The organism is Streptomyces sp. NBC_00299 (assembly GCF_036173045.1).
GTDB classification, from domain to species: Bacteria; Actinomycetota; Actinomycetes; order Streptomycetales; family Streptomycetaceae; genus Streptomyces; species Streptomyces machairae.
On the sequence record NZ_CP108039.1, the window covers coordinates 7,975,206 to 7,998,184 of the forward strand.

The 22,979-nt window shown below is 69.6% G+C and carries 18 protein-coding genes and 1 pseudogene; 15 read left to right on the top strand and 4 right to left on the bottom strand.

All coding sequences use genetic code 11. The features are described from left to right. Positions 1–15: 15 nt before the first annotated feature. Positions 16–1,971, bottom strand: coding sequence for an APC family permease (locus OHT51_RS35625; protein WP_328883005.1), 1,956 nt, complete (start codon positions 1,969–1,971; stop codon positions 16–18). Between the two features lie 471 nt (positions 1,972–2,442). Between OHT51_RS35625 and OHT51_RS35630 the strand changes: the two genes are divergently transcribed. The 8 genes from OHT51_RS35630 to OHT51_RS35665 are packed head-to-tail and all read left to right on the top strand — an operon-like array spanning position 2,443 to position 12,275. Then, positions 2,443–4,284, top strand: coding sequence for an APC family permease (locus OHT51_RS35630; protein WP_328883006.1), 1,842 nt, complete (start codon positions 2,443–2,445; stop codon positions 4,282–4,284). A gap of 18 nt (positions 4,285–4,302) precedes the next feature. Further along, positions 4,303–4,509 carry a hypothetical protein gene (locus OHT51_RS35635; RefSeq protein WP_328883007.1) on the top strand — a complete coding sequence of 69 codons (207 nt, stop codon included), beginning with the start codon at positions 4,303–4,305 and terminating at the stop codon, positions 4,507–4,509. Then, positions 4,506–4,595, top strand: coding sequence for a K(+)-transporting ATPase subunit F (gene kdpF / locus OHT51_RS35640; RefSeq protein WP_256916116.1), 90 nt, complete (start codon positions 4,506–4,508; stop codon positions 4,593–4,595). The genes OHT51_RS35635 and kdpF overlap by 4 nt, the downstream gene beginning before the upstream one ends. Positions 4,596–4,603: 8 nt before the next feature. Next, complete coding sequence (gene kdpA / locus OHT51_RS35645; protein ID WP_328883008.1) at positions 4,604–6,268, top strand: potassium-transporting ATPase subunit KdpA; 1,665 nt, start codon at positions 4,604–4,606, stop codon at positions 6,266–6,268. Then, positions 6,265–8,385: a potassium-transporting ATPase subunit KdpB gene (gene kdpB, locus OHT51_RS35650; protein WP_328883009.1), complete on the top strand. Its 2,121-nt coding sequence runs from the start codon at positions 6,265–6,267 to the stop codon at positions 8,383–8,385. The genes kdpA and kdpB overlap by 4 nt, the downstream gene beginning before the upstream one ends. Before the next feature lie 24 nt (positions 8,386–8,409). Next, positions 8,410–9,042, top strand: a complete 633-nt coding sequence (locus OHT51_RS35655) for a potassium-transporting ATPase subunit C (protein WP_328883010.1) — start codon at positions 8,410–8,412, stop codon at positions 9,040–9,042. A gap of 3 nt (positions 9,043–9,045) precedes the next feature. Further along, positions 9,046–9,729, top strand: a complete 684-nt coding sequence (locus tag OHT51_RS35660) for a response regulator transcription factor (RefSeq protein ID WP_328883011.1) — start codon at positions 9,046–9,048, stop codon at positions 9,727–9,729. Between the two features lie 2 nt (positions 9,730–9,731). Beyond that, positions 9,732–12,275, top strand: coding sequence for a sensor histidine kinase (locus OHT51_RS35665; protein WP_328883012.1), 2,544 nt, complete (start codon positions 9,732–9,734; stop codon positions 12,273–12,275). 240 nt (positions 12,276–12,515) lie between these two features. On the opposite strand, the pseudogene OHT51_RS35670 reads toward OHT51_RS35665, so the two are convergent. After that, positions 12,516–12,992 (bottom strand): annotated as a pseudogene (locus OHT51_RS35670) (universal stress protein); the annotation flags it as partial. Positions 12,993–13,208: 216 nt separating this feature from the next. On the opposite strand from OHT51_RS35670, the gene OHT51_RS35675 reads away from it, so the two are divergent. The 6 genes from OHT51_RS35675 to OHT51_RS35700 all read left to right on the top strand — a co-directional run bounded on the left by OHT51_RS35675 (position 13,209) and on the right by OHT51_RS35700 (position 19,420). Next, positions 13,209–13,547 (top strand): SAV_915 family protein, encoded by a 339-nt coding sequence (locus OHT51_RS35675; RefSeq protein ID WP_328883013.1) that lies wholly within the window; start codon positions 13,209–13,211, stop codon positions 13,545–13,547. A gap of 11 nt (positions 13,548–13,558) precedes the next feature. Beyond that, positions 13,559–14,917 (top strand): diaminopimelate decarboxylase, encoded by a 1,359-nt coding sequence (gene lysA, locus OHT51_RS35680; protein ID WP_328883014.1) that lies wholly within the window; start codon positions 13,559–13,561, stop codon positions 14,915–14,917. Positions 14,918–15,145: 228 nt separating this feature from the next. Further along, positions 15,146–16,441 (top strand): extracellular solute-binding protein, encoded by a 1,296-nt coding sequence (locus OHT51_RS35685; protein ID WP_328884551.1) that lies wholly within the window; start codon positions 15,146–15,148, stop codon positions 16,439–16,441. A gap of 6 nt (positions 16,442–16,447) precedes the next feature. After that, positions 16,448–17,446: a carbohydrate ABC transporter permease gene (locus OHT51_RS35690; protein WP_328883015.1), complete on the top strand. Its 999-nt coding sequence runs from the start codon at positions 16,448–16,450 to the stop codon at positions 17,444–17,446. A gap of 110 nt (positions 17,447–17,556) precedes the next feature. After that, entirely contained in the window at positions 17,557–18,321 is a 765-nt protein-coding gene (locus OHT51_RS35695; protein WP_328884552.1) for a carbohydrate ABC transporter permease, read from the top strand. Between the two features lie 55 nt (positions 18,322–18,376). Next, positions 18,377–19,420, top strand: coding sequence for an endo-1,4-beta-xylanase (locus tag OHT51_RS35700; RefSeq protein ID WP_328883016.1), 1,044 nt, complete (start codon positions 18,377–18,379; stop codon positions 19,418–19,420). A gap of 182 nt (positions 19,421–19,602) precedes the next feature. Here the strand turns inward: OHT51_RS35700 and OHT51_RS35705 are convergent, their stop codons facing one another. Both OHT51_RS35705 and OHT51_RS35710 read right to left on the bottom strand, forming a co-directional pair. Further along, positions 19,603–19,809, bottom strand: coding sequence for a DUF5999 family protein (locus OHT51_RS35705; RefSeq protein WP_030053671.1), 207 nt, complete (start codon positions 19,807–19,809; stop codon positions 19,603–19,605). A 474-nt stretch (positions 19,810–20,283) separates the two neighbouring features. Further along, positions 20,284–20,886, bottom strand: a complete 603-nt coding sequence (locus OHT51_RS35710; RefSeq protein ID WP_328883017.1) for a hypothetical protein — start codon at positions 20,884–20,886, stop codon at positions 20,284–20,286. A 575-nt stretch (positions 20,887–21,461) separates the two neighbouring features. On the opposite strand from OHT51_RS35710, the gene OHT51_RS35715 reads away from it, so the two are divergent. Beyond that, positions 21,462–22,979, top strand: a complete 1,518-nt coding sequence (locus OHT51_RS35715) for a glutamate--cysteine ligase (protein ID WP_328883018.1) — start codon at positions 21,462–21,464, stop codon at positions 22,977–22,979.

Below are 22,979 nucleotides of genomic sequence, written 5' to 3' on the forward strand. Positions count from 1 at the left end.
ATGCCCGCGGCCGTTTCAGCCGGTGTGCACCCGGGGCCGGCGGTCACGGTCGGGCTCTGCCTCACGCAGCACCTCGCGGGTGACCGGGGCGACCTCGCCCTGGCCGAAGAGGAAGAAACGCAGGAAGTTGGCGAAGGGAGTGCCCTCGGTCCACTCGAAGTAGATGTGGGGGATGCAGCTCGTCGTGTCGCGGACGTGCAGGAGCAGCGCGGCCAGGGCATTGGGGATGGAGGAGGACTCCAGGGTGAGGACCCGGTAGCGGTTGTGCAGGACTTCGCCGCGTACGGTCACGCCCGCCTCGAACTCGGAGGGGTCGGTGACCGTCACTTCGACGAACACGAAGTCCTCCTGGACGGGGACGTCGTTGTCGTTGCGGATCTGCTCGATCTTGTCGCGGTACTCGGCCTTGTCGCGCCGGTCGGGTTCATTGGCGATGAACCGGATCTTGCGACTGGCCATGTCCCGGACGAAACGTTCCGCCATGTCATCCAGCGTCACGCTGGTCACGCGTAGCTCGAAGGCGCGCATCAGCCGCGAGAGCAGGGAGACGAGGATGATGCCGGCGATGAAGCAGGCGCCGATCTTCACACCGTCTGGGCGCTCGATGACGTTCACGACGGTGGTGTACAGGAACACCGCGGAGATGACCGCGAAGCCGACGGTCCAGTTCCGCTGACCGGCCTTGCGGGCCGCGATGGTCACGGCGATCGCCGCGGAGCTGATCAGCACCAGGACACCGGTGGCGTAAGCGCCGCCCTGGGCGTCGACGTCCGCGTCGAAGATCCAGGTGACGAGGAAGGCGACCAGGGTGAAGACGATGACCATCGGGCGCACCGCGCGGGCCCAGTGCGGTGCCATGCCGTAGCGGGGCAGATAGCGCGGCATCAGGTTGAGCAGGCCGGCCATGGCGGAGGCGCCGGCGAACCACAGGATGGCGATGGTCGAGACGTCGTAGACCGTGCCGAAGGCGTTGCCGAGGTACTCGTGGGCGAGGAACGCGAGCGCGCGGCCGTTGGCCTGGCCGCCCGGTTCGAACTCCTTCTCAGGGATCAGCAGCGTGGTGATGAAGCTCGTCGTGATCAGGAAGCAGCTCATGATCAGGGCGGCGGTGGTGAGCAGCTTCTTCGTGTCCCGGATCCGGCCCTTCGGCTGTGCCTCGGTGTCACCCGGGTCGCCCTTGACGTGCGGCATCACCGCGACGCCCGTCTCGAAGCCGGACAGGCCCAGCGCGAGCTTGGGGAAGACGATCAGGGCCACGCCGATCATGACGAAGACGTTGCCGTGTTCGGCCGTGAGGGCGCTGGACCAGTCGGTGATCACATGCCCCTCGGTGATGACGTGAAAGAGGCCGGAGACCACGACGACCGCGTTCAGCGCGAGGTAGATGCCGACCAGGACGACGGCGACGCCGATCGCCTCCAGGAACCCCTTGAGGAACACCGCGCCGAGCAGGGCCACGAGGATGAGGGTGATCAGCAGTTGCTTGTCGTGCAGGGCGCTGTTCAGGTGTGGGTTCTCGACCAGGTGGGTCGAGGCGTCGGCGGCCGACAGGGTGATGGTGATCAGGAAGTCGGTGGCGGCGAAGCCCAGCAGGGTCAGGACGAACAGCTTGCCCTTCCAGAAGGACAGCAGCCGCTCCAGCATCGAGATCGAGCCCTCGCCGTGCGGGCTCTCCTCGGCCACCCGCCGGTAGACGGGCAGGGCGCCCGCCAGTGTGACGATCACGAGCACGATCGTGGCGATGGGGGAGAGCAGGCCGGCCGCAAGGGCGGCGATGCCCGGCTGGTAGCCGAGGGTCGAGAAGTAATCGACGCCGGTGAGGCACATGACTCGGTACCAGGGCTGGCCCTTGTGTGCGGGCTCCGGCTCGGCGTGCGGGCCCCCGGGGCCGTGGCCCTTGCCCATGTCGGACAGCCCTTGCAGCATCCAGGAGCGCACGCGACTGGACGTCGAGTGTTCGGTCGTGGCCATCGGCGTGCTCCTGATGTGCGGGTCGGCGCGATTTCGGCCATCACGCGGACGGCGGAATCAGCGTAAGCGGAGAGTGACGCATGGGCCCACGGATCAGGGGGTCATGAGCGTCAAGCTTCCGTTAAGACTGGCCGGGTCGGGGCGTGGCGAACACCATTGATCGAGCTCCGGGGGCATGGGGGCGGGGATGGGCCGCGCGTGGGAGGCGTGGCGGTCTGTCGAGGGTGGACACCCAGCGTGACGGTGCGCGCCGGGAGCGGTGCCTGCGCTTCGGCCGGTGCGGGTTGACCTTGGCCGGTCGCGAAGTTCCCCGAGCCCCCTTGGGGCGTCAAAGCGCCGTCAAGGACGGTCGGTTCAGCGCGAAGAACGCGCAAGGAGGGGCAGGGAACCGCGGGATCCGGACAGAACCTTGGTGCCCCGCGCGCGAGTTTCCGCGTGCGGCTGTTCGTCCCGTACGAAGGAGCCCGCACCATGTCCGTCCTGACCACCGCGCCCGGGGCGCCCGCCGCCGACGAGGAGCCGCCGGACACCGGTGATCGGCACCGGCTGACCGCGGTCACCGGGCTGGCCGCCCTCTCGCTCGACGCCATGGCGTCGGTGGCCTACGGGCCCGAGGCGATCGTCCTCGTCCTGGCCGCCGCCGGCGCGCACGGCCTCGGCTTCACGCTTCCCGTCACGCTGGCCATCGCCGCCCTGCTGGCGGTGCTGGTCGCCTCGTACCGCCAGGTGATCGCGGCCTTCCCGGACGGCGGCGGCTCCTACGCCGTGGCCAGGACGCACCTGGGCAAGCGCACGAGCCTGGTCGCGGCGGCCTCGCTCGTCCTGGACTACGTCCTCAACGTCGCCGTCGCCGTCACGGCCGGAGTGGCGGCGCTGACCTCCGCCTTCCCCGCCCTCTACGACGACCGCCTGTGGCTGTGCCTGGCCGTGCTCGCGCTCGTCACGGCCGTCAACCTCCGGGGCATCGTGGAGTCGGCGAGGGCGTTCCTCGTGCCGACCGTCGTGTTCGTCGGATCGATCTTCGTGCTGATCGGGGTGGGCCTGTTCCGGTCCGAGCCGGTCAGTACGGCGGCCGCGGCCGGCCATGCCTCCGTGCTCGCCGACAACGCCACGACCGTAGGCGCGTTGCTGCTGCTGAAGGCCTTCGCCTCCGGCTGCTCCGCCCTCACCGGCGTCGAGGCCATCGCCAACGCCGTCCCCTCCTTCCGAGTCCCCCGCGCCAAGCGCGCCCAGCACGCGGAGCTCGCCCTCGGTGCCGTGCTCGGTGTGATGCTGATCGGCCTGTCGGTACTGATCTCGCGCTTCCACCTCCAGCCGGTCGAGGGCGTCACCGTCCTCGCCCGGCTCGCGGACGCCTCGCTCGGCCACAACTGGGCCTTCTACGTCATCCAGTTCGCGACGATGATCCTGCTGGCCCTGTCCGCGAACACCTCCTTCGGCGGCCTCCCGGTGCTGCTGAAGCTGCTGGCCCGCGACAACCACCTGCCGCACGTCTTCATGCTCAAGGCCGATCGTCAGGTCCACCGGCACGGTGTCCTGACCCTGGCCGCCGTTTCCGCCGCGCTGCTGGTCTTCTCCGGCGGTGACACCAACACCCTGGTGCCGCTGTTCGCCATCGGCGTCTTCGTCGGCTTCACGATCGCCCAGGTCGGCATGGTCCGGCACTGGCGGCTCGAAAAGGGACCGGGGTGGCAGGGGAAGGCCGCGCTCAACGGTTTCGGTGCCCTGCTCACCGGTGTCGCGGCCGTTGTCGTGACCGCCACCAAGTTCCAAGAGGGCGCCTGGCTGATAGTGATCGCCCTGCCCCTGCTGGTCGTGGCCTTCGAGACCGTGCACCGCGCCTATGGACGGATCGGCGAGCGGCTGGAACTCGGCCGTGTCCCCGAGCATCCGCACCGCGACCGGTCCGTCGTGATCGTCCCCGTGTCATCCCTGTCCCGCCTCACCTCGGAGGCCCTGACCGCCGCGGCATCCCTCGGCGACGAGGTCCGTGCCGTCACCGTCTGCTACCCGGACCCCGAGGACCGGGCCGCCCTGCACGCCCTGGAGCGGTCCTGGGCCGAGTGGGACCCCGGCGTGCCTCTGGTACGGCTGACCTGCGAGCGGCGCAGTCCGGGCCGTCCCATCGCCGCCTACGTGCGGGACGTCATGGCGGCCGAACCGGCCACCCGGGTCACCGTCCTGATCCCGGAGACCGAGCCGGAGCGGCTGTGGCAGCGGCTCCTTCAGAACCAGCGGGGCGCCGTCGTCGCGCACGCCGTACGGCGGGAGACCGACGCGGTGATCTGCCGGCTGCGGTTCCGCTTGTTGTGACCTCGGGCCGGGCCGCGTATGAGTCCCGTCAAGGAGGCGCAGAGCGACGTAAGGGACCCGTCAACGGCGGCCGAATCCGGCCACACAGGCTGTTTCCTCGAATCGTCCCTGTTCAACCGATCCTCACTCCAGGAGCTCACGATGGCCGATCTGGCCTTCGTCGTCACCGCGATCGCGTGCTTCGCGCTGGTGGCGCTCGTCGCCAAGGGGGTGACCAAGCTGTGACCGCCGAGAACATCGTCGGCCTCGTCGTGGCCGTCGCCCTGCTGGGTTATCTCATCCTCGCCCTGATCTTCCCGGAGAGGTTCTGAGAGCAGACATGGGTCCCGTCCTCGCAGGCGTCCTCCAACTGCTCGCCCTGATCGGCGCGCTGGCTCTCGCCTACATACCCCTCGGCAACCACATGGCCAGGGTCTACTCCTCCGACAAGCACTGGCGTGTCGAGAAGTGGATCTACAAGGGCATCGGTGCCAACCCCGACACGCAGATGCGCTGGCCGGCGTATCTGCGTGGTGTGCTCGCCTTCTCGGTGGCGGGCGTGCTGTTCCTGTACCTGCTGCAGCGGCTCCAGGGCGTGCTGCCCGGTTCGCTGGGCTTCTCGGCGATCGATCCGGACCAGGCCTTCAACACCGCCGTGTCCTTCGTCACCAACACCAACTGGCAGTCGTACTACGGCGAGCAGGCCATGGGCCACGTCGTGCAGACCGCCGGGCTGGCCGTGCAGAACTTCGTGTCCGCGGCCGTCGGCATCGCCGTGGCCGTGGCGCTGGTGCGCGGGTTCGCGCGCTCGCGCACCGGTGAGCTGGGCAACTTCTGGTCCGACCTGGTGCGCGGCGTCGTACGCATTCTGGTGCCGATCGCGGCCGTTGCCGCGGTCGTCCTGGTCGCGTGCGGTGCCATCCAGAACTTCTCCGGCATCCACGAGGTCGGCCAGTTCATGGGCGGGCAGCAGCAGTGGAACGGCGGCGCCGTCGCCTCGCAGGAGGCGATCAAGGAACTGGGCACGAACGGTGGCGGTTACTTCAACGCCAACAGCGCCCACCCGTTCGAGAACCCCACCCCGTTCTCGAACCTCTTCGAGATCTTCCTGATCCTCGTCATCCCGTTCGCGCTGACCCGCACCTTCGGCCTCATGGTCGGCTCGGTGAAGCAGGGTTACGCGATCCTCGCGACGATGGCCACCATCTGGCTCGGTTTCACGGCGCTGATGATGTGGACCGAGTTCGCCCACCACGGCCCGGCGTTCGACATCGCGGGCGGGGCGTACGAGGGCAAGGAGGTCCGCTTCGGTGTCGGCGGCTCGTCGATCTTCGCGACGGCGACCACGCTCACCTCGACCGGTGCGGTGGACTCCTTCCACTCCTCGTTCACAGGCCTTGGCGGCGGTATCACCATGCTCGGGATGATGCTGGGCGAGATCGCGCCCGGCGGTACCGGCTCCGGCCTCTACGGCATGCTGATCATGGCGATCATCGCGGTGTTCATCGCCGGTCTGATGGTCGGCCGTACGCCCGAGTACCTGGGCAAGAAGATCGGCTCCCGCGAGATCAAGCTGGCGGCCTGCTACATCCTGATCACTCCGGCACTGGTGCTGATCTTCACCGCCGCGGCCATGGCGCTGCCCACACCGGGCAACTCCATGACGAACAGCGGGGCCCACGGGTTCTCCGAGATCCTCTACGCCTACACGTCCGCCTCCAACAACAACGGCTCGGCCTTCGCCGGCCTGAACGCGGACACCCAGTGGTTCAACTCGACGCTGGGCCTGGCCATGCTGTTCGGCCGCTTCCTGCCGATGGTGTTCGTGCTGGCGCTGGCCGGCTCGCTCGCCGAGCAGAAACCGGTGCCCCAGACCGCGGGCACGCTGCGGACCGACAAGCCGCTCTACGCGGGCCTGCTGGTCGGCACGATCACCATCATCACCGGTCTGACGTACTTCCCGGCGCTGGCGCTGGGTCCGCTGGCGGAGGGGCTGGCGTCATGACCACTCGTATCGACAAGCAAGAGGACTCCATGTCCACAGTCACCCCGACCCGGGCGCCGCACAGCGACGTACCCACCGGGCACAAGGCCCCCGAGGGCCGTGTCGGTGCCGGTCTCTTCGACCCCAAGCAGCTGGTCAAGTCGCTGCCGGACGCCTTCCGCAAGCTCGACCCACGGGTGATGGTCAAGTCCCCGGTCATGTTCGTCGTGCTTGTCGGATCGGTCCTCACCACCGCCTTTTCGTTCAAGAACCCCGGCGACTGGTTCGGCTGGACCATCAGCGCCTGGCTGTGGCTGACCGTGCTCTTCGCCAACCTGGCCGAGGCTGTCGCCGAGGGCCGCGGCAAGGCGCAGGCCGACACCCTGCGCAAGGCCAAGACCGACACGGTGGCCCGCAAGGTCGACGGCACGGTCGTCGCCGGCACCGAGCTGAGGATCGGCGACCTCGTCGTCTGCGAGGCGGGAGATGTCATCCCCGGCGACGGTGACGTCGTCGAAGGCGTCGCGTCCGTCGACGAGTCGGCCATCACCGGCGAGTCCGCGCCCGTCATCCGTGAGTCCGGCGGCGACCGTTCGGCCGTCACCGGCGGTACGAAGGTCCTCTCCGACCGCATCGTCATCAAGATCACGACGAAGCCCGGCGAGACCTTCATCGACCGGATGATCAACCTGGTCGAGGGCGCCGCCCGGCAGAAGACACCGAACGAGATCGCGCTCAACATCCTGCTGGCCTCGCTGACGATCGTCTTCCTGCTCGCCTGCGCAACACTGCCGCCCCTGGCGGACTACGCGGGCACGCACCTGACGATGGTCGTGCTGGTCGCCCTGCTGGTCTGTCTGATCCCGACCACGATCGGCGCCCTGCTCTCCGCGATCGGCATCGCGGGCATGGACCGACTGGTCCAGCGCAACGTACTCGCCATGTCCGGCAGGGCGGTCGAGGCCGCCGGTGACGTCTCCACGCTGCTGCTCGACAAGACCGGCACCATCACGCTCGGCAACCGCCAGGCCGCCGAGTTCGTGCCGGTGAGCGGGACGACGGCGGCCCGGCTGGCGGACGCCGCGCAGCTGTCGTCGCTGGCCGACGAGACGCCCGAGGGCCGCTCCGTCGTCGTACTGGCGAAGGAGAAGTACGGCCTGCGCGAGCGCCACCAGGGCGAGCTGGCCGGTGCCGACTGGATCGCCTTCACCGCGCAGACCCGGATGTCCGGCGTGGACGTCGACGGGCGCAAGATCCGCAAGGGCGCGGCCGGTTCGGTCATCGCCTGGGTGCGGGAGCAGGGCGGCACCGTCGCGGACGACGCGGACACCGTCGCCAACCGGATCTCCGAGGCGGGCGGCACGCCGCTGCTCGTCGCGGTGGAGGACGCCGAGGGCGCCCGGATCCTGGGCGTCATCCACCTCAAGGACGTCGTCAAGGACGGTATGCGGGAGCGGTTCGGGGAACTGCGCCGCATGGGCATCAAGACCGTCATGATCACGGGTGACAACCCGCTGACCGCCAAGGCGATCGCCGACGAGGCGGGCGTGGACGACTTCCTCGCGGAGGCGACCCCCGAGGACAAGATGGCGCTCATCAAGCGGGAGCAGGCCGGCGGCAAGCTCGTCGCGATGACCGGTGACGGTACGAACGACGCGCCCGCGCTGGCCCAGGCGGACGTCGGCGTGGCGATGAACACCGGTACGTCGGCCGCCAAGGAGGCCGGCAACATGGTCGACCTCGACTCCAACCCGACCAAGCTCATCGAGATCGTCGAGATCGGCAAGCAACTGCTGATCACCCGGGGCGCGTTGACCACGTTCTCCATCGCCAACGACGTCGCGAAGTACTTCGCGATCATCCCGGCGCTGTTCGCGGCCGTCTATCCGGGCCTGGACAAGCTCAACATCATGGGCCTGTCCTCGCCGGACTCCGCGATCCTGTCCGCGGTCGTCTTCAACGCGCTGATCATCATCGCGCTGGTGCCGCTGTCCCTGAAGGGCGTGCAGTACCGGCCGGTCAGCGCGGACCGCTTGCTCCGGCGGAACCTCACCATCTACGGGCTGGGCGGACTGGTCGCTCCGTTCATCGGCATCAAGCTCATCGACCTGCTCATCTCCCTGCTCCCCGGGCTGTAATTCGCAAAGGCGTGGTGAAGGACCATGAACAACTCCGTTGTGAACACCGGACGATTGCTGGGCGCGGGTCTGCGGGCGCTGCTCGTGCTGACCCTGCTCACCGGCGTCGTCTATCCGCTGGCCGTCACCGGCGTGGCGCAAGCGCTCTTCAGCGACAAGGCGAACGGCTCGGAGGTCAAGGCGGACGGCAAGGTCGTCGGCTCCTCGCTGATCGGTCAACAGGGCTACAGCCTGGACTACTTCCAGCCCCGTCCCGCGAACGGACTGGGAGAGAACTCGGTCAACACGCAGTACAAGCTGATCCTTTCCGGCGCCAGCAACCGCTCCGGCGACAACCCCGAGCTGATCAAGTGGGTGAAGGAGGCGAAGGCCAAGGTCGTCAAGGACAACTCGGTGCCCGGCTACACGGTCAGGCCCTCCCAGGTCCCCGCCGACGCGGTGACCTCCTCCGGCTCCGGCCTGGACCCCGACATCTCCCCGCAGTACGCGGACATACAGGTCCACCGGGTGGCCGAGCGCAACGACCTGCCCGTCGCCCGGGTGCGGAAGCTGGTCGACGACCACACCGAGGGACGTACGCTCGGCTTCGTCGGTGAGCCACGCGTGAACGTCCTCGAACTCAACATCGCGCTCAAGGAACTCAGCAAGGGCGACTGACCGATGACCCGGGTGCTGGTCGTGGAAGACGACCCCCAGCTGGTACGAGCACTCGTGATCAACATGCAGGCACGCCGTTACGGAGTGGACGCGGCGCCCGACGGCGCCACGGCCCTCCGGCTGGCGGCCGCGCGTCAGCCGGACGTGGTGATGCTCGACCTCGGCCTGCCCGACATGGACGGGGTCGACGTCATCAAGGCGCTGCGCGGCTGGACCCGTGTGCCGATCATGGTGCTGTCGGCCCGTCGGGCCTCCGACGAGAAGGTGGCCGCACTCGATGCGGGCGCCGACGACTACGTCACCAAGCCCTTCAGCATGGACGAGCTCATGGCCCGGCTGCGGGCCGCGGTGCGCCGCACCGAGGAGACCCCACTCGCTCCCGGTACGACGCACGTGGCAACCGCCGAGTTCACCATCGACCTGCTGGCCAAGAGGGTCGTACGGGCCGGCCGCGACGTACGCCTCACCCCGACCGAATGGCATCTGTTGGAGATCCTCGTGACCCGTCCCGGGCACCTCGTCACGCAGAAGCACCTGCTGCGGGAGGTCTGGGGCGTGTCCCGGAGCGGCAGGAGCAACTACCTGCGGGTCTACATGGCCCAACTGCGCCGCAAGCTCGAGGCCGACCCCTCGCACCCCCGCTATCTCATCACCGAACCCGGCATGGGTTACCGCTTCGAAGGGTGAACATGGCACGCGGCAGGCTTCGGATCCATCTCGGCGCGGCACCGGGCGTCGGCAAGACATACGCGATGCTGTCCGAGGCGCACCGGCGGGTGGAGCGGGGCACCGACTGCGTGGTCGCGTTCGTGGAGCACCACGGCCGGCCGCGCACCGAGGTGATGCTGCACGGCCTGGAGCAGGTCAGGCGGAGGGAACTGGACTACCGGGGCTCGTCCTTCACGGAGATGGACATCGACGCCGTCCTCGCCCGCAGGCCCCAGGTGGCGCTCGTCGACGAACTCGCCCACACCAACATCCCGGGCTCGCGCAACGCCAAGCGCTGGCAGGACGTGGAGGAGCTGCTCGCCGCCGGCATCGACGTGATATCGACCGTCAACATCCAGCACCTGGAGTCCCTCGGTGACGTCGTCGAGTCGATCACGGGCGTACGGCAGCAGGAGACCGTGCCGGACGAGGTGGTGCGCAGGGCCGACCAGATCGAGCTGGTCGACATGTCGCCACAGGCACTGCGACGACGGATGGCGCACGGCAACATCTACCAGCCGGACAAGGTCGACGCGGCCCTGTCCAACTACTTCCGGCCGGGGAACCTGACCGCACTGCGCGAACTGGCGCTGCTCTGGGTGGCCGACCGCGTCGACGAGTACCTCAACGCGTACCGCAGTGAGCACGAGGTCACGACCATATGGGGTTCGCGGGAGCGGATCGTCGTGGGCCTGACCGGCGGTCCGGAAGGGCGGACGCTGATCCGTCGGGCCGCGCGGCTGGCGGAGAAGGGCGCCGGCGGCGAGGTGCTCGCCGTCTACATCGCCCGCAGTGACGGCCTGACGGGCGCGTCACCGAAGGAACTGGCCGTACAGCGCGGGCTGGTGGAGGACCTCGGCGGCACCTTCCACCACGTGGTCGGGGACGACATCCCGGCGGCCCTGCTGGCCTTCGCGCGCGGCGTCAACGCCACCCAGATCGTGCTCGGCGTCTCCCGTCGCAAGAGCTGGCAGTACGTCCTCGGGCCCGGCGTCGGCGCCACGGCCGCCCGGGACTCGGGTCCGGACCTCGACGTCCACCTGATCACCCATGGCGAGGCGGGCAAGGGGCGCGGGCTGCCCGTCGCCCGCACGGCACGGCTCGGCCGGGCGCGGATCATCTGGGGCTGGCTGGCCGGAGTGCTCGGCCCCGTCGCCCTCACCCTGCTGCTGACGCACGTCGCGCCGGAAGTCGGCCTCGCCAACGACATGTTGCTGTACCTGACGCTGACGGTCGCCGCCGCGCTCCTCGGCGGGCTGCTGCCGGCACTGGCCTCCGCGGTGGTGGGTTCGCTGCTCCTGAACTGGTTCTTCACGCCACCCGTGCACACGCTGACCATCGCCGACCCGAAGAACATCGTCGCCATCGCGATCTTCATCGGCGTGGCCGTGGCGGTGGCCTCCGTGGTCGACCTGGCGGCCCGCCGCACCCACCAGGCGGCACGTCTGCGCGCCGAGTCGGAGATCCTCTCCTTCCTCGCCGGGAACGTCCTGCGTGGTGAGACCAGTCTGGAGGCGCTGCTGGAGCGCGTCCGCGAGACGTTCGGCATGGGGTCGGTGGCCCTGCTGGAGCGGGAGAGCGACGTCGACCCGTGGACCTGCGCGGGCAGCGTGGGACCCCGGCCCTGCCAGAACCCCGACGACGCGGACGTGGACGTGCCGGTCGGCGACCACATGGCCCTCGCCCTGACGGGGCGGGTGCTGCCCGCGGAGGACCGCCGGGTGCTCGCCGCCTTCGCCGCACAGTCCGCCGTCGTCCTGGACCGCCAGCGCCTCCGCCGCGAGGCCGACCAGGCCAAGGAACTGGCCGAGGGCAACCGCATCCGTACCGCGCTGCTGGCCGCCGTCGGCCATGACCTGCGTACCCCTCTCGCGGGCATCAAGGCGGCGGTGTCCTCGCTGCGGTCGGACGACGTTGCCTGGTCGCAGGAGGACGAGGCCGAGCTGCTGGAGGCCATCGAGGAGGGCGCCGACCGGCTCGATCACCTGGTCGGCAACCTGCTGGACATGTCGCGCCTCCAGACCGGCACGGTCAAGCCGTTGATCAGGGAGATCGACCTCGACGAGGTGGTGCCGACGGCACTCGGCGGTGTGCCGGGGGACAGCGTGGAACTGGACATCCCGGAGACGCTGCCCATGGTCTCGGTGGACAAGGGCCTGTTGGAGCGTGTCGTCGCCAACGTCGTCGAGAACGCCGTGAAGTACAGCCGCCAGGACGAACCGGTGCTGGTCGCCGCGAGCGCCATCGCCGACCGGGTCGAGGTACGCGTGGTCGACCGCGGCCCGGGCGTCCCGGACGAGGCCAAGGAACGCATCTTCGAGCCCTTCCAGCGCTACGGCGACGCCCCGCGCGGTGCCGGAGTCGGGCTCGGGCTCGCGGTCGCACGGGGTTTCGCGGAGGCGATGGGCGGCACGGTCAACGCCGAGGACACACCCGGGGGCGGGCTGACGATGGTGCTGAGTCTGCGGATGAAGCGGGGGAGGCGGCCGGGGGAGACGGAGGCGCCGGCTGCGGCAATGCCGTAGACGCCCGGAGCGCGCGCCATGGTCGGTACCGGGTGTGGCCCCCGGGGTCACGCCCCGTCCGGCCGCACCGCCTCCTTCGCCAAGTGCCGTGTGTCCAGCCGCAGCCGCCAGGCATTGCGCCGGTGTACGGCCGCCAGCTCCGACTCCAGCGGTGACGGCGGTACCGCGAGGACCGGGTAGGGCGTGGGCGAGGCAGGAGCGGGTCACCGATCGGCAGCACGCGCGATGCCAGAGGCCGCGCCGGCCGGCGCCGACGACCAGGATGTCGTCCTCGCCGTCGGCGATCTCGACCAGTGCCTGTCCCGGAGTGCCACGCGCGACGAGGGCGTAGATCCACACGCCGGGGCCGGTCTCGCCGAACACGTCGCCGAGGACGGTGACCAGACGCTCGCGCGCCAGGCGCTGCCACTCGCCGGGCATCAGGCTCACCCCTGGACCGCGCCGGGCGACGGGGTCCCCGCCGGGCGGCTGCCATGCCAGCACCGGCCACAGCTGCGCGCCCCGCCGCCGCGCCTCGTCGGCGGCCCGGTGCAGGGCCGTCAGGCTGCCCACGGAACCGCTCACTCCGACCACGACCCGTGCTGTCGCGGCGCTGCCGGAACCGGACACGACTCCACCGTTCTTCGCGCACGCCCGCGAGCCGCTCTCGCGGGGAGCCCTTGACGGGCCGCTCCCATCACACGCCTGCCGCAGGCCCGCAGCCAGCCCCGACGGCACTTCTTGGCGCAGCTCTGACGGCCTTCGCCCGGCGGGCCGGGCTCCGCGTCAACGTCCCGTCAGCGTCCGGCCGATCGCCGTCAGCATCGCGTCATGAACCGCCCGAACACCCCGGTCATCGGGCATACCGTCGGTGGCAAGCCCCGGTCCGCCTCCCCGCGCCGGGGCCGTCGAGCCACCCATCCGATCCACCTCGGTTCCTCCCGGAGGCACCTCATGGCAGACATCCAGTACGACGAAGACCCGGAGCCCTCTGAACGGTTCCCGGCCGGCCCTCTGTACGTTCCGGTCCGGCCGGGACCGGCCGCCGCCTGTGCGGCCCGCCTCTTCCGTACGCCCCTCGGCGACCGTACGGCCGTAGGGTTCACGTCATCGCGGCAGCTGGCCGCGACCCTCGGCCCCGATCAGCCCTGGATCAGGCTCGCCGAGCCTGCCCTGCGCGCCCTGACCGCACCGCTCGGCGTCACCACCGTCACGGTGGACCCGCAGTTCGCGGCGCCGGCTCCCACGCCGATCGAGCCCGTCGTCCCTGTTCCCGCCCTGCGGATCGGCTGAGGGGGCACGCCATGACCACGCTTCACGAACCCACGGCCACCGCCACGGCCTCCGCCGCGACCGCCAGCCCTGCCGACGCCCTGTCCGTCTGGCCCGTCTCCGCCGCCGAGTCCCGCCCGGGTGACCTCGCCGTCGGCGGTGTGCCCCTGGCCGAGGTCGCCGATCGCTTCGGCACCCCCGTCTACGTCCTGGACGAGACCGAGGTGCGCGAGCGTTGCCGCACCTACCGGCAGGTCTTCCCGGACGCCGAAGTCCTTTACGCGGCCAAGGCGTTCCTGTGCCGCGCGATGGTCCACTGGATGGCCGACGAGGGCCTGGGCCTGGACGTCTGCTCGGCCGGTGAACTGGAACTCGCGGTCACCACCGGCTTCCCGCCGGAGCGGATCGTGCTGCACGGCAACGCGAAGTCGCCGCGTGACCTGGAGACCGCGCTTCGCCTCGGCGTCGGCCGCATCGTCATCGACAGCCCGTCCGAGATCGCCCGGCTGGCCGCGGCGGTCGGGCCCGGCGGCCACCAGAAGGTCATGGTCCGCGTCGTGCCCGGGATCAGCGCCGGCGGACACGAGAAGATCCGCACCGGGACCGAGGGCCAGAAGTTCGGCCTGTCCATCCCGGACGGTTACGCGCAGCACGCCATCGCCCGGATCCTGGACCAGCCGCAGCTCGAACTCACCGGCCTGCACTGCCACTTGGGCTCGCAGATCACCAGTGTCAAGCCCTACATCGCCGCCGTACGGCGCCTCGTCGGCCTCATGGCCCGGCTGTACGAGCAGCACGGCCTGGTCCTGCCCGAACTCGACCTGGGCGGCGGCCACGGCATCGCCTACCGGCCCGGCGAGCCGGCCCTGGACCTGACCCTGCTCGCGCGCAGGGTGCGGACGGAACTGGCCGAGGCCTGCGCGGCGGGCGGGCTCACGGTGCCGCGCCTCATCATCGAGCCGGGACGGGCGATCGCGGGCCCGGCGGGCATTGCGCTCTACCACGTCCTCGCCGTCAAGCGCACCGGTGCGCACACCTACGTCGCGGTGGACGGCGGCATGAGCGACAACCCGCGGCCCGCTCTGTACGGGGTGCGCTACGCGCCCAGGCTGGTGGGCAGGCACAGCACCGCCGCCCCCGCTCCGGTGACCGTGGTGGGCCGCCACTGCGAGGCGGGTGACGTCGTCGCCGCGGACGTCGAACTCCCCGACGACATCCGCCCGGGAGACCTTCTCGCAGTCCCGGCCGCCGGTGCCTACCACCTGTCCATGGCCTCCGGCTACAACCTGGTCGGACGCCCACCGGTGGTCGCCGTGGCCGACAGCCACGCCCGGCTCCTGATCCGCCGCGAGTCCCTGGACGACATCCGCAGCCGCGACGTCGGCCTCTGAGGCGTCCAGCGTCAGGGCGACCGTAAAGTTCGCCGCCCGAGTCGAATGTTTCGATCAGCCCATAGCTAAGCACGGGGAGCCCAATTCACCTTGCTCAAAGGGTTGCCACCGTTTGGTCGCTGTCTCTAGGGTGCGGCAGCAACGAAGCTTTCTGAATTCATTCCGAAACTTTCGATGCAGCGGACGGCGTGGCCATGGACGCGCCGTCCCGTACCCAAGGAGCGCATGATGGGCGACCCGGGACTGTCCCGCCGCGGCTTCCTGGCGGCCTCCGCCGGAGCCGGTGTGGGCATGACGGCACTGAGCGGTTGCGGCGGCGACTCGGACGGAGGGGCGTCGGACGGCACGACCACCATCGAGTGGTGGAACATCTCCACCACCGAGCCGACGAAGAGCGTCTGGGCGGCGCTGGCCAAGAAGTTCGAGGCCCAGAACCCCAAGGTGAAGGTAAAGATCGTCCAGTTGGAGAACGACGCCTACAAGTCGAAGATGACGGCCCTGACCGCCTCCGGGAAGCTGCCCGACATCTTCCACACCTGGGGCGGCGGCGTACTGAAGCAGCAGGCCGACGCCGGGCTCGTCGAGGACCTCACCGACCGCACCAAGGACTTCGCCGACGGCCTGCTGCCGGTCGCGAAGGAGCCGTACCTCCTCGACGAGAAGGTCTACGGCATCCCGTTCGACATCGGCATGATCGGCTTCTGGTACAACAAGGCCCTCTTCGAGGACGCGGGCATCACCGAGCCGCCGACGACCTGGAGCGACTTCCTCGACGCCGTACGGAAGTTGAAGGCCAAGGGCACCACGCCGCTCGCCCTCGCGGGCAAGGAGAAGTGGCCCGGCATGTACTACTGGGCGTACCTCTCGATGCGCACCGCGGGCGCCTCCGCCCTTCAGAAGGCCTACGACGACAAGGACTTCACCGGCGACCCCTTCGTGCAGGCCGGCCAGCATCTCCAGGAGCTCGTCGACCTCCAGCCGTTCCAGAAGGGTTTTCTCGGCGCCGCCTACTCCACCCCCACAGGTCAGGCCGCTGCCGTCGGCAACGGCAAGGCGGCGATGGAGCTCATGGGCCAGTGGGCCCCGGTCGTCCAGGCCGACGCCGGCAAGGGCCTCGGTGACGATCTCGGGTTCTTCCCGTTCCCCGCGGTGGACGGCGGCAAGGGCACGATCACCGAGGTGTTCGGCGGGGGCGGCGGGCACGCCCTGCGCAGCGGGGCTCCGCAGGCCGCCGTCGACTTCCTGAAGTTCTTCGCCTCCGAGGCGACGGACGTGGAGCTCGTCAAGAAGACCGGCGTCCTGCCCGTGGTCCCGGAGGCCGAGAGGGCCCTCACCGACCCCAACATCAAGGCCGTTCAGGCGCAGTTGAAGGGCGCCACCGGCTTCCAGCTCTATCTCGACCAGGCCTACGCGCCCGCCGTCGGCCAGGAGGTCAACGACAGCGTCGGCGCGCTCGTCGCCGGGTCCAAGTCGCCCCAGCAGGTCGCCGAGTCGATCACGCAGACCGCGAAGGAAGAGCAGTAGCCGGCGATGACCTCCACGTTCCTGCCGGACAAGCGCACCGGCACCGGCGTCGATCGCCCGCCCCCGCCCACCGGCGCGGCCGGCGGGCGGTCCCGGCATCGAGTACTGCACTGGCTCACCGCGGTCGGCTTCCAGGTGCCCGCGCTGGTGCTGTTCCTCGTCCTGGTGCTGCTGCCGATGCTGTTCGCGCTGTATGCCGCCTTCTTCCGCTGGGGCGGCTTCGGCATGCCGTCCGACTACATCGGCGCCGACAACTTCACCAGGCTCTTCCAGGACCCCGTCTTCCTCGGCGACCTGTGGCGCTGCCTGGTCCTGGTCGTGCTGTCGCTCGCCGTCCAGCTGCCGTTCGCGCTCGCCATGGCCGTACTGCTCAACCAGAGGCTGCGCGGCCGGGCCTTCTACCGGATGCTGTTCTTCGGGCCGTACGTCCTGTCCGAGGCCATCACCGGCGTCCTGTTCGGCATGATCTTCGCCCCCGACGACGGCTTCGCCGACCAGATCCTGGGCCACATCGGCCTCGACGGGCTCGGCGGCGAGTGGTTCGCCGACCCGTCCACCGTCATGGCCACACTCTTTCTGGTCATGACATGGAAGTACTTCGGCTTCCACATGATGCTCTACCTCGCCGGACTCCAGTCCATCCCCGCGGAGTTGACCGAGGCCGCGCTGATCGACGGCGCGAACGCCTGGCAGCGCTTTTGCAGCGTCACGCTGCCGCTCCTCGCGCCCACTCTGCGGATCAGCGTGTTCCTGTCCGTCATCGGGTCGATCCAGCTCTTCGACCTGGTCTGGGTGACCACCGCGGGCGGCCCTGACCACCACTCCGAGACGATGGCCGTGACCATGTTCCAGTACGGCTTCAAGCGCTACCAGGTCGGCTACGCCAGCGCGATCAGCGTGGTCATGTTCGGCATCAGCCTCGTCTTCGCCCTCTCCTACCAGCGGTTCGTGCTCCGCCGCGACCTCGAAGGGGCCACCACGACCATGCGGGGAGGCGCCAAGTGACGGCCAGGTCCGGCGGGAAGACCGGCAGGAAGACGGTCAGGAAGACCGGCAGGAAGACCGGCAGGACGAGTCTGCCGCTGCACGTGATCCTCCTGGTGGTCGGCGCCGTGATGGTCGTGCCGCTGCTCTACGCCGTCGTGTCCGGCTTCAAGTCCACCGACGAGTTGTCCCGCAACCCGGTCGGACTGCCGGAGTCGTGGGTGGCCGGCAACTACACGGACATCCTCGGCTCGGGCGACTTCTGGCGGCTGATCGGCAACAGCACGCTGATCGCGGTGGGGACGACCGTCCTGCTCGTGGCGGTCTCCGCGCTGTCGGCCTTCTCCTTCGCGCGGTTCGCCTTCCGGGGCCGGGAGACGCTGTTCACCCTCTTCACGATGGGGCTGATGTTCCCCTTCGCGGTCGCGGCCCTGCCCCTGTTCCTGCTGCTGCGCTCCATGGGCCTGCTGGACAATCCGCTCGGCGTGATCCTTCCGCAGGCCGCCTTCGGGCTGCCGATGACCATCATCATCCTGCGCGGCTTCTTCCGGGAGATCCCCGGCGAGTTGGAGGAAACGGCCACGCTCGACGGGTGCAGCCCCCTCGGCTTCTTCTGGCGGGTGCTGCTGCCCATGGCGCGGCCCGCGCTGGGCACGGTCTCGGTCCTCGCCGTCGTCACCAGCTGGAACAACTTCTTCCTGCCGCTGCTGGTGTTCACCGACTCCACCTGGTGGACCATCCCGATCGGCGTCCAGCAGTTCCAGGGTCAGTACTCCGCGGACTACGCCCGCGTCTTCGCCTACCTGGTGCTGGCCATGGTCCCCGCCCTCGCCTTCTACTCGGTCGCCGAGCGCCAGCTCGTCGGCGGCCTCACCGCCGGCGCGACCAAGGGTTGACGCGCGCGGGCGGACGTACGGCTCAACACACCACCGCTACGTGAGGAGTCGCACCATGCGCAAGAACCGTCTGAGACTCGCCGGCGCCCTCGCCGCCGTCCTGGTCGCCGCGGGCGTGGCGAGCGGCCCGGCGGCCCAGGCCCACGGCAAGCCGCCCACCCTCGCCGACCTCGCCCAGCGCCACGGCCGCTACTTCGGCAGCGCGACCGACAACCCCGAGCTGGTCGACGGGCCGTACAAGGCGCTCCTCGGCAGCGAGTTCGACCAGATCACCCCCGGCAACGGCATGAAGTGGTACGCCACCGAGCCCCAGCAGGGTGTGTTCGACTTCTCGAAGGGCGACGAGATCGTGAACCTCGCCCGCGCCAACCACCAGAAGGTGCGCGGCCACACCCTCGTCTGGCACAGCCAGCTGCCCGGCTGGCTGACGGGCCGAGAGTGGACGGCGGACGAGCTGAGGGCCGTACTGAAGAACCACATCCAGAAGGAGGTACGGCACTACCGCGGCAAGGTGTTCGCCTGGGACGTCGTCAACGAGGCCTTCAACGAGGACGGCACCTACCGCGAAACGGTCTTCTACAAGACCCTCGGCCCCGGCTACATCGCCGACGCCCTGCGCTGGGCCCGCCAGGCCGACCCGAAGGCCAAGCTCTACCTCAACGACTACAACATCGAGGCGGTCGGCCCGAAGAGCGACGCCTACTTCCGTCTCGCCAAAGAGCTGAAGGCCCAGGGAGTCCCGCTCGACGGCATCGGCCTCCAGGCTCACCTGGCCCTGCAGTACGGCTATCCGACCACGCTGGAGGACAACCTCCGGCGCTTCGCCGGGCTGGGGCTCGACACCGCGCTCACCGAGGTCGACATCCGGATGATCCTGCCGGTGACCGGGGAGAAGCTGGCCCAGCAGGCCGATTGGTACCGGGACCTGACCGCCGCGTGCCTGGCCGTGCGCCGGTGTGTGGGCATCACCGTCTGGGACTACACCGACAAGTACTCCTGGATCCCGGCGTTCTTCGAGGGCGAGGGTGCCGCGCTGCCGTGGGACGAGGAACTGCGTGCGAAGCCGGCGTACTTCGCGATACGGCAGGCGCTGAGGTAGCTGAGGTAGGTACGCCGCCGCCTCAGGCGCACGGAGAACTACGCTGAGTGACCACCCCTGGATACACGTGGGGGCCGGCTCGCAGTCAGGGTCTGCGACCGGCCCCTGGGAGTACGCCGGGCGTCGGTCATCGCTCCGCCCGGTAGTGCTGCAGGACCTCTCCGGCGTGCCGCCGGCAGGCGCTACGCGGCGGTCATCACCTTGCCGGTGCCCAGCGGACGGTGCGGGGCGATGATCTGGCCGTCCGGCAGGAGCTCACCGGTGTCCTCGAAGAGCAGGACACCGTTGCACAGCAGGCTCCAACCCTGCTCCGGGTGGTGCGCCACGAGACGGGCGGATTCCCGGTCGGCGGAGTCGGCTGAGGGACACGGTGGCTGGTGCTGGCACATGGATGGGATCTTTCGCTCTGTCGTGATGTGTGAGATGGCTGTGGCGTCTGTTTCGCGGCGTGAAGCTTCGTTCATGGCCGCCCCCCGTTGTGATTAGTCGGTCGGAACCCAGTGTTGCCCCACGGGCGTCAATCCGCAGGGATTTCGCAGCACCGCTTTCTCACAGGTTGATGACGCATCACCCGCGCGGACGGTTCATCCCAACTCCACTGTCATTTCGGGTGGTTCGCCGTGGTCGGATGGGGCTAGTCCGGACGGGCCAGGGCCTTGAGTGGCTCGTTCGAGCGCATTGTCGCTCGCGCGAGCGATGCTTTTCTCGCACGCTCGACTATTGTGCGCTCAGGCGAGTGCTTTCATGCTCGTACGAGTGCTGAGTGCGACGGGTGTCGCGTGTCTGTCGCGTGTTCTAAAGCGGCGTGCCCCGCAACCCTGGATCGGGGCGGCGGGGCACGCGGGCGCTCGCGCGGTGCGCTGTCAGGCGGGTGAGCCGAGCAGCGGAGGAAGTGGGGGCAGCGGAGCCGGGGTCGCGCGGTGGGTCAGCACCGGGAGCAGTTCGGCGACCAGGTGCGGCAGATGGGCCGCGATGCCGGGCGGGGCGGGGGCCAGCGGCACGAGGAGGTCCGTGGCGGCCGGGTGGCCGGCGGTGGCGTCCGCGGTGCAGTCGCCGTGCAGCCAGAGGGTGAGCATGTAGAGGCCGGGGAACGACAGCAGGCGCGCCTGGTAGGGCTGTGCGATCGTCTCGGCCTGCCGCAGTGCCCGCTCGGTGGAGGCGATGTACGGGCCCTCGAAGAAGTGCGAGAACGTCCAGCCGTCCGGGGTCAGCCGGGTCTCGGCCGCGGCCACCGCTCGTTCGCCGCACCGGATCAGGAAGCGCCAGCCGGCCAGCCGGGTCGCGGTCACGCCTGCCGGGGTGATCTCGTCCACGACGTGCACGGGCAGCGGGAGTTCGGGTGTGGCGGGGCCCTGGGCGGCGCGCAGGGAGGGTGTTCGGGCCTCGCGGACCGCGGTGGGCGAGCCGAGTGCGGTGAGGACGGAGCGAAGTGCGGGCGCGGGAGCCGGGGGAACATGCAGCGGCATGGTGGGTCGCCTCTCATTGACAGGCACGGTGGCGCGAGGGCGTGGCGGGGGCGGACGGCGCTGTCTGCTCACGGAGGTCAGAGAGGCGGGGGCCGGGGTCTGGGAGCGCGGGGGGTGAGTGAGGCCTGCCCTACGTGACCTGACGGCAGGTCCCGGGACCGTGGGCGCCAACCCTCTGCCTTGATTGCGGAGTTTATACGACGAGTGTTCAGACGATGTTTCATCTAGCCGCTTTTGGCGCACCCGGCAAGGGCCCATTCAGCCGGTGTTTTGTGGGAATCATCCCGATTGCCGACCGGCGATACACCTATGACCTCGAAAAATACCCCGGGTGCGGTCGGCCAATTCTCGTCGGCGTTTTTCACGAGTTCGGAAGCCGTCCGCAACTGCACCGTGCTCCATGCCCGGTGAATGTGCCGCCGGTCACGTCCGACAGCGTAGCGGGCGCCGGGTCGACGCGGGACGTTATCGATCGCTTCTGCTGGGCATCATCCCACCTGACCCGGGACCGGGCGGCAGGATCCAGAATCCGCCGACCGGACCTCAGAGCCGGCCATCCGAGGAGGGAAGCTTCGATGGGGGAGAAGGTCGTGGCAGGTCGGTTCGATCTGTCCGATCGCCAGAACTACCGCGAGAAGCTGCGGCAGTGTCTGACGGGCCTGGAGCGGCTGCTGGAGGAGAAGCGGTTCGACCGCCCCAAGAACCTCATGGGGCTGGAGATCGAATTGAATCTCGCCGGCGCCGACGGCATGCCGAAAATGTTGAACATGCAGGTACTGGAGCGGATCGCCAGCCGTGATTTCCAAACAGAACTCGCCATGTTCAATCTGGAAGTCAACATCGCCCCGCACCGGCTTCAGGAGCGGGTATTCGACCGGCTTGCCGAAGAGCTCCGTACGTCACTGGCATATGCCGACCGAAAAGCAGGTGAGCTCGACGCCGGAATCGTGATGATCGGCATTCTGCCGACGCTGGACCGGGACGACCTGGTCTCCTCGAACCTCTCCGCCGTCGACCGCTACACCCTGCTCAACGACCAGATCGTGGCGGCCCGCGGTGAGGAGTTCACGCTCGACATCGATGGTGTGGAGCGCCTGACGTGCACCTCGGGCTCCATCGCCCCGGAGGCCGCCTGCACCTCCGTGCAGCTGCACCTCCAGGTCACGCCGGGCCGCTTCGCCGACGTCTGGAACGCGGCCCAGGCGGTCGCCGCCGCGCAGGTCGCCGTGGGCGCCAACTCGCCGTTCCTCTTCGGGCGCGAGCTGTGGCGGGAGTCGAGGCCACCGCTGTTCCAGCAGTCCACCGACACCCGCCCGCCCGAGCTCCAGGCCCAGGGCGTGCGGCCGCGCACCTGGTTCGGGGAGCGGTGGATCTCCTCGGCGTACGACCTCTTCGAGGAGAACCTGCGGTTCTTCCCGGCCCTGCTGCCGATCTGCGACGACGAGGATCCTCTCGAGGTCCTGAACGCCGGCGGCACACCGTCGCTCGCCGAACTCGTCCTGCACAACGGCACCGTGTACCGCTGGAACCGGCCGGTCTACGGCATCGCCGACGGCGTCCCGCACCTGCGTGTGGAGAACCGCGTGCTGCCCGCCGGGCCGACCGTCACGGACGTCGTCGCCAACGCGGCGTTCTACTACGGCCTCGTCCGCGCCCTCGCCGAGGAGACGCGGCCCGTGTGGACCCGGCTGCCCTTCGAGGCGGCGGCGGCCAACTTCGACGAGGCGTGCAGGCACGGCATCGACGCGCGGCTGCGCTGGCCCCGGCGGGGGCGGTACGGCGGGACGACCGAGGTCGACGCGGTGAGCCTCGTACGCGACGAACTGCTGCCGCTCGCCGAGGTCGGCCTGGACGCGTGGGGCGTCGAGCCGGCGGACCGGGACTTCTACCTGGGCGTCATCGAGGAGCGATGCCGCAGACGCACGAACGGCGCGTCCTGGCAGGCGGCCACCTTCCACCGGGCCCTGGAGTCGGGCCTGTCCCGAGAGGCGGCCCTGGCGGCGACGACGCGCCGGTACCGCGAGCTGATGCACCGCGGGGATCCGGTGCACACGTGGCCGGTGGGGCTGCTGGAGCCGGTGCCCCTGGGGTGA